Below are 6829 nucleotides of genomic sequence, written 5' to 3'. Positions count from 1 at the left end.
CCCCGATTAGACCCCCGGAGACTGCAGGACCCACGAGTGCGCTCCCCACCACGCCCCCGACACCCCCGAGGGCCCGTACCGCGTGCTGCGGTACGGGCCCTCGGGCATGTCTCGACAAACCTCAGCGGCCGAGCAGCTCGCCGCCGTTGCAGTGCAGGATCTCCCCGGTGATGAACCCGGCCTCCGGCGAGGCCAGGAAGTACACCGCCGCCGCGACCTCCCCGGTCTCCCCGATCCGCCCGAGCAGCGTCCGGGCCGCCCGCCGGGAGACCTCCGCCTCGTCCAGCCGCGGGCCGAAGAACTCGGTGCCCGCGACCGTCCCCGGGGCGACGATGTTGGCGGTGATGCCCGAGGTGCCCAACTGGGCGGCCAGGAAGTTGTTCCAGGCGTGCAGCGAGGCCTTCGCGGCCCCGTACGAGCCGGCGCCGCGCAGCGCGGCGATCGAGCTGATGGTGACCACCCGGCCGGAGCCCGGCGCGAGCCGGTCCCGGATCGACTCGGTGAGCAGCACCACGGTCAGCACGTTGCGCTCGAAGTCGCCGCGCCAGCGGGCCAGCAGGGCGTGCGGGCCGGCCCCGATCACGGTCTCCCGGCTGCCGGCGTTGTTCACCAGCACGTCGATCCGCTCGGGCAGGTCGGCCAGCGCGGCCTCCACCGCGTCCGGGTCGGCGAGATCGCAGACCAGCGGGGTGACGTTCGGCCCGAGGGCGACGGCGGCCTGCTCCAGCACCGCTCGCCGGCGGCCGACGATCACGACCCGTTCGCCGGCCTCGGCGAACCGTCGCGCCACCTCGTACCCGATTCCCGTGCCACCGCCGGTGACAACCACGTTCCTGGTCATCTGCGCACTCCCTCCCCAGCTCCGCCGCCACGCTGCGAGGTGCGGGCGGTCCGTACCGGAATGCCACGATTCCTATCACGCTCGGTTGCCGTGACTGCGGGGAGGGTGACGTCGCCGCCGCCGGAACGTGTGGTATGGGGCCGGTACGAGGTGCACACGGAGCGTGGCGAGAGGCAGCTCACACCCCCCGGGCGTAACTTCTCGCACCCTGATACGTCTTAGGTTGGTAGTGCGGCAGTTTTCCGGTGGGCCGAGACGCGGCGAACGGCATCGCGTCGACGCACGACCACCACTGCCGCCGACGGGGCTCCGGCGGGCCCCGGGACGGTCGCCGAGGTTGGCGGCCTTCGCGCACGGCGCCGGGGAGTGGCGGGGGTCTGGGACGCTTTGAGCGGCCGTCCCGGGCCCGCAGCCGCCCCCGGAGTCGTGCGCCGGACGTATCGGAACCGCCGCCGTGCCCGCTGGGGCGCGGCACGGAGGCGGACGACACGAGGGCCCGGCCGCGGAATGCGGCCGGGCCCTCGTGGCACGGTGTCAGGGCGTGCCCGTCGGCGTCAGCGGGCGTCGATCTCCACGTAGTCGCGGATCTCGGTGCCGGTGTAGATCTGGCGCGGGCGGCCGATCCGGCTGGTCGGGTCGTTGATCATCTCGTGCCAGTGGGCGATCCAGCCCGGCAGCCGGCCGAGGGCGAACAGCACGGTGAACATGCTGGTCGGGAAGCCCATGGCGCGGTAGATCAGACCGGTGTAGAAGTCCACGTTCGGGTAGAGCTTGCGCGAGACGAAGAAGTCGTCCTTGAGCGCGTGCTCCTCCAGCTTGAGCGCGATCTCCAGCAGCTCGTCGGACTTGCCGAGCTGGCCGAGCACCTCGTGGGCGAGCAGCTTGACCTGCGCGGCGCGCGGGTCGAAGGCCTTGTACACGCGGTGGCCGAAGCCCATCAGCTTGACGCCGGACTCGCGGTTCTTGACCTTGGTGATGAAGGCGTCGACGTCGCCGCCGTCCTTCTGGATGCTCTCCAGCATCTCCAGCACGGCCTGGTTGGCGCCGCCGTGCAGCGGGCCCCAGAGCGCCGAGATGCCCGCCGAGATCGAGGCGAACAGGTTGGCGTGGCTGGAGCCGACCAGGCGGACCGTGGAGGTCGAGCAGTTCTGCTCGTGGTCCGCGTGCAGGATCAGCAGCTTGTCGAGCGCGTTGACGACGACCGGGTTGAGCTCGTAGTCCTCGGCCGGGACGGCGAAGGTCATCCGCAGCAGGTTCTCGACGTAGCTCAGGTCGTTGCGCGGGTAGACGAAGGGCTGGCCCATCGCCTTCTTGTACGCGTAGGCCGCGATGGTCGGGAGCTTCGCCAGCAGGCGGACCGTCGACAGGTGGCGCTGGGCCGCGTCGAACGGGTTGTGGCTCTCCGGGTAGAACGTGGACAGCGCGCCGACCACCGAGGACAGCATGGCCATCGGGTGGGCGTCCCGCGGGAAGCCCTGGAAGAAGCGCTTGACGTCCTCGTGCAGCAGGGTGTGCTGGGTGATCTCGCGGTTGAACTCCGACAGCTGCTCGGCGTTCGGCAGCTCGCCGTTGATCAGCAGGTAGGCGGTCTCGATGAAGTCACCCTTGGCGGCGAGCTGCTCGATCGGGTAACCGCGGTACCGCAGGATGCCGTTGTCGCCGTCCACGAAGGTGATCGCGGACTTGTAGGCGGCGGTGTTGCCGAAGCCGTTGTCCAGGGTGACCAGGCCGGTCTGCGGGAGCAGCTTCGAGATGTCGAAGCCGGAGTTGCCCGCAGTGCTCTCGACGACGGGGTACTCGTACTCGCCGTCCTGGTACCGCAGTACTACCGAGTTGTCGCTCACGTCTTCCTCACCGACGAAATGAATCCTCTTCCAAGGTGCCCTGACTGTCTCTACCATCCCCCATCCGGAGGACAGCCGCGCACCCGGGGTGGCCCGAAAGGGCCCGCCCCTACAAAACCTGCCGCCGCAGCCGGTACGAACCGGACAAGATCGGCACCACTCCAGGCTCTGCCGTAAATCTCTTCACGTCAAGAGAACAATAGAGGCAACCATCCCTTGGAGAATCATCCAGTCGCAAGCCGGTGATCGAGCGCGGCATGCCTCCGACCTGCGCTGACGCTGCGAACCGCCTGCGCGATCGCTTTCCGTGACCCCACCAGTACCACCAGTTTCCGGGCCCTGGTCACCGCGGTGTAGAGCAGGTTCCGCTGCAACATCGTCCACGCGGACGTGGTGACCGGAATCACCACCACCGGGTATTCACTTCCCTGCGAACGATGGATCGTCACCGCGTACGCGTGCGCCAGCTCGTCGAGCTCGTCGAAGTCGTAGGGCACCTCCTCGTCCTCGTCGGTGAGCACCGTCAGCCGCTGGTCGTCCACACTGAGGGCGGTCACCACTCCCACTGTGCCGTTGAAGACCCCGTTCCGCCCCTTGTCGTAGTTGTTGCGGATCTGCGTGACCTTGTCGCCCACCCGGAACGTCCGCCCGCCGAACCGCCGCTCCGCCAGCCCCTCCCGGGCCGGCGTCACCGCCGCCTGCAGCAGCGTGTTGAGGTTCCCCGCCCCGGCCGGGCCCCGGTGCATCGGCGCCAGCACCTGGACGTCCCGCCGCGCGTCGTAGCCGAACCGCTGCGGGATCCGCCGCGCCACCACGTCCACCGTCAGACCCGCCGCCCGCTCCGCGTCGTCCTCCGCGAACAGGAAGAAGTCCGGCAGGCCCTCGGTCAGCGGCGGCAGCCCCTCGTTGATCCGGTGCGCGTTGGTCACCACCCCCGACTGCTGCGCCTGCCGGAAGATCCTGGTCAGCCGCACCGACGGGATCGGCCCGCCCTCCGCCAGCAGGTCCCGCAGCACCTCGCCGGCCCCCACCGACGGCAGCTGGTCCACGTCCCCCACGAACAGCAGGTGCGCCCCCGGCGCCACCGCCTTGACCAGCTTGTTCGCCAGGATCAGATCCAGCATCGACGCCTCGTCCACCACCACCAGGTCCGCGTCCAGCGGCCGGTCCCGGTCGTACGCGGCGTCCCCGCCCGGCTTCAGCTCCAGCAGCCGGTGCACCGTCGACGCCTCCACCCCGGTCAGCTCCGCCAGCCGCTTCGCCGCCCGCCCGGTGGGCGCCGCCAGCACCACCTTCGCCCGCTTCGCCAGCGCCAGCGTCACGATCGACTTCACCGTGAACGACTTGCCGCAGCCCGGCCCGCCGGTCAGCACCGCGACCCGCTCGGTCAGCGCCAGCCGCACCGACTGCTCCTGCTCCGGCGCCAGCTCCGCCCCCGTCCGCTGGGCGAGCCAGCCCAGCGCCGCCGTCCAGTCCACGTCCGCGAACCACGGCATCCGGTCGGTGTCCGCCCGCAGCAGCCGCAACAACTGGTTGGCCAGCGAGATCTCGGCCCGGTGGAACGGCACCAGGTACACCGCCGTGATCGGCTCCCCGCCCTCCCCCGGCACCTGCTCGCGCACCACCCCCTCCGCCGCCACCAGCTCCGCCAGGCAGTCGATCACCAGCCCCACGTCCACCTGGAGCAGCTTCACCCCGTCCGCGATCAGCCGCTCCTCCGGCAGGTAGCAGTGCCCCTGGTCGCTGCTCTGCGACAGCGCGTACTGCAGGCCCGCCTTGACCCGCTCCGGACTGTCGTGCGGGATGCCCACCGCCTGCGCGATCCGGTCCGCGGTGAGGAACCCGATCCCCCACACGTCGGACGCCAGCCGGTACGGCTCGTTCCGCACCACCCCGATCGAGCCGTCCCCGTACTGTTTGTAGATCCGTACAGCCAGCGAGGTCGACACCCCGACACCCTGCAGGAAGACCATCACCTCCTTGATGGACTTCTGCTCCTCCCACGCGGCCGCGATCTTCTTCGTCCGCTTCGGCCCGAGCCCCGGCACCTCGATCAGCCGGCCCGGCTCGTGCTCGATCACCTCCAGGGTGTCCACCCCGAACCGCTCCACGATCCGCTCCGCGAACCGCGGCCCGATCCCCTTGATCAGCCCCGACCCCAGGTAGCGCTGGATGCCCTGCACCGTCGCCGGCAGCACCGTCGTGTAGTTCTCCACCACGAACTGCCGCCCGTACTGCGGATGCGAGCCCCACCGCCCGTGCAACCGCAACGACTCCCCCGGCTGCGCCCCGAGCAGCGCGCCCACCACCGTCAGCAGGTCGTTGCCGCCCCGCCCGGTGTCGACCCGCGCGACCGTGTAGCCGGTCTCCTCATTGGCGTACGTGATCCGCTCCAGCACGCCCTCGACCTGGGCCAGCTGGCGCGGCGGCGCCTCGGCGCCACCGGTTCCGGACCGCGTCCCGGTCTGCCTGGTCACCGGTCCCCCCTTCACCGTACGGGTCGACGTCCGCTACGCACCGTACCGTCCGGGTGCGACAGTGCGGGTACGGGTGCCAGGCTGGACGCGAGGGGCGGGGCCGTCCGACGAGGGACCCGGCGAGGAGCGCGAGGAGCCCGGCGAGGAGTCCGACGAAGGAGCCGCACCGCCATGCTCAGCACCGCCTTCCGTCCCGGCGCCCCCGACTGGCTCGACCTCACCGGCCCGGACGTCCCCGGCTCCGTCGCCTTCTACACCGCCGTCCTCGGCTGGAGCCACGCCCCGGCCGGTCCCGGGGCCGGCGGCTACGGCTTCTTCCGGCAGGACGGCCGGACGGTCGCCGCGCTCGGCCCGTCCACCGACGGCGGGGCCCGCGCCGCCTGGACCGTCTACTTCGCCACCCTCGACGCCGACCGCACCACCGAGCTGGTCCGGCAGGCCGGCGGCCGGGTCCGCTTCACCCCGTTCGACGTCTTCACCAGCGGCCGGATGGCCGGCTACACCGACCCCACCGGCGCCGACTTCGCCGTCTGGCAGGCGCACGACCTCCGCGGCCTGGACACCGTCACCGAACCCGGCAGCCTCTGCTGGACGGAGTGCTGCAGCGTCGACGCCGAGGCCGCCAAGGCCTTCTACCGGACGGTCTTCGGCTGGCAGGAGCAGGACGTCCCGCTCGGCGAGGGCTACTACACCGTCCTCACCCCACCCGGCGGTGGAACGGAGGACGCGCACGGCGGGATCGTCCAGCTCGACCCCGCGGAGACCGCCGCCGGCACCGGCTCGCACTGGCTCCCCTACTTCGAGGTCCCCGACGTGGACGCCCGCCTCGCCACCGCCGAACGGCTCGGCGCCACCGTCCGGCTCCCCGCCACGGACGTGCACGGCGTCGGTCGGCTCGGCCGGCTCGTCGACCCGCACGGCGCCGCATTCGCCGTCATCACCAGCGCGCCGCCCGGCGGGTGACGCCGGATCACCCGTTTCCGGGGCCCTGCGGGCCGCTCACGGGGGCGCGGAGGGGGCGGGGTGGACAGCAACACCCGCCCGGGCCGCGGGCGGGTTCCCGGGGCCGCCTAGGGTGTGATCATGAACGACCTCACGATCCGCCGCGCCACCGTCGACGACCTGCCCGCGATCGTCGCCATGCTCGCCGACGACCCGCTGGGCGCCACCCGCGAGAGCCCCGACGACCTCACGCCCTACCGCACCGCCTTCGAGCGCATCGACGGCGACCCGCACCAGCACCTCGTGGTCGCCGAACGCGCCGGCCGGACGATCGGCACCCTGCAACTGACCCTCGTCCCCGGCCTCTCCCGGAAGGGCTCCACCCGCACCATCATCGAGGCCGTCCGCATCCACGCCGACGAACGCGGCACCGGCCTCGGCACCGATCTGATCCGGTGGGCCGTCGACCGCTCCCGCGAGCTCGACGCCGACCTGGTCCAGCTCACCTCGGACGCCACCCGCGTCGACGCGCACCGCTTCTATGAGCGCCTCGGCTTCGTCGCCTCCCACCTCGGCTTCAAGCTCGCGCTCTGAAAATCGCTCCGAGTTCGCTCGGAAATGGCTCGGAACGCAAAGAACCCCCATCCGGATCCCGGATGGGGGTTCTTTGTGAATGATTGTTCGGCGGCGTCCTACTCTCCCACAGGGTCCCCCCTGCAGTACCA

Annotated in this window: 5 protein-coding genes; 2 read left to right on the top strand and 3 right to left on the bottom strand. The window is 71.3% G+C overall.

What is annotated here, in order from left to right:
- Positions 1–121 precede the first annotated feature (121 nt).
- The 3 genes from AB0N76_RS38605 to AB0N76_RS38595 form a co-directional block, all read right to left on the bottom strand.
- Positions 122–841, bottom strand: a complete 720-nt coding sequence (locus AB0N76_RS38605) for an SDR family oxidoreductase (RefSeq protein ID WP_363565526.1) — start codon at positions 839–841, stop codon at positions 122–124.
- A 554-nt stretch (positions 842–1395) separates the two neighbouring features.
- On the bottom strand, positions 1396–2685 hold the full coding sequence (locus AB0N76_RS38600) for a citrate synthase (RefSeq protein ID WP_363565525.1): 1290 nt from the start codon (positions 2683–2685) through the stop codon (positions 1396–1398).
- 224 nt (positions 2686–2909) lie between these two features.
- Positions 2910–5102, bottom strand: a complete 2193-nt coding sequence (locus AB0N76_RS38595) for an ATP-dependent RecD-like DNA helicase (protein ID WP_363565527.1) — start codon at positions 5100–5102, stop codon at positions 2910–2912.
- A 231-nt stretch (positions 5103–5333) separates the two neighbouring features.
- Here AB0N76_RS38595 and AB0N76_RS38590 point away from each other — a divergent pair, with 231 nt between their 5' ends.
- Complete coding sequence (locus tag AB0N76_RS38590) at positions 5334–6125, top strand: VOC family protein (RefSeq protein ID WP_363565524.1); 792 nt, start codon at positions 5334–5336, stop codon at positions 6123–6125.
- 120 nt (positions 6126–6245) lie between these two features.
- Positions 6246–6698 carry a GNAT family N-acetyltransferase gene (locus AB0N76_RS38585; RefSeq protein WP_363565523.1) on the top strand — a complete coding sequence of 151 codons (453 nt, stop codon included), beginning with the start codon at positions 6246–6248 and terminating at the stop codon, positions 6696–6698.
- Positions 6699–6829: the final 131 nt, after the last annotated feature.

Source organism: Kitasatospora sp. NPDC093806, from assembly GCF_040683335.1.
Taxonomy (GTDB): Bacteria; Actinomycetota; Actinomycetes; order Streptomycetales; family Streptomycetaceae; genus Kitasatospora.
The sequence above is the reverse complement of the archived record's forward strand: the minus strand, read 5'-3'. Positions and strand labels throughout refer to the sequence as shown.

What these genes read in the sequence shown, in the direction of transcription:
- AB0N76_RS38605 (WP_363565526.1), bottom strand. Translation starts at nt 841, where the DNA reads ATGACCAGGAACGTGGTTGTCACCGGCGGTGGCACGGGAATCGGGTAC.
- AB0N76_RS38590 (WP_363565524.1), top strand. Translation starts at nt 5,334, where the DNA reads ATGCTCAGCACCGCCTTCCGTCCCGGCGCCCCCGACTGGCTCGACCTC.
- AB0N76_RS38585 (WP_363565523.1), top strand. Translation starts at nt 6,246, where the DNA reads ATGAACGACCTCACGATCCGCCGCGCCACCGTCGACGACCTGCCCGCG.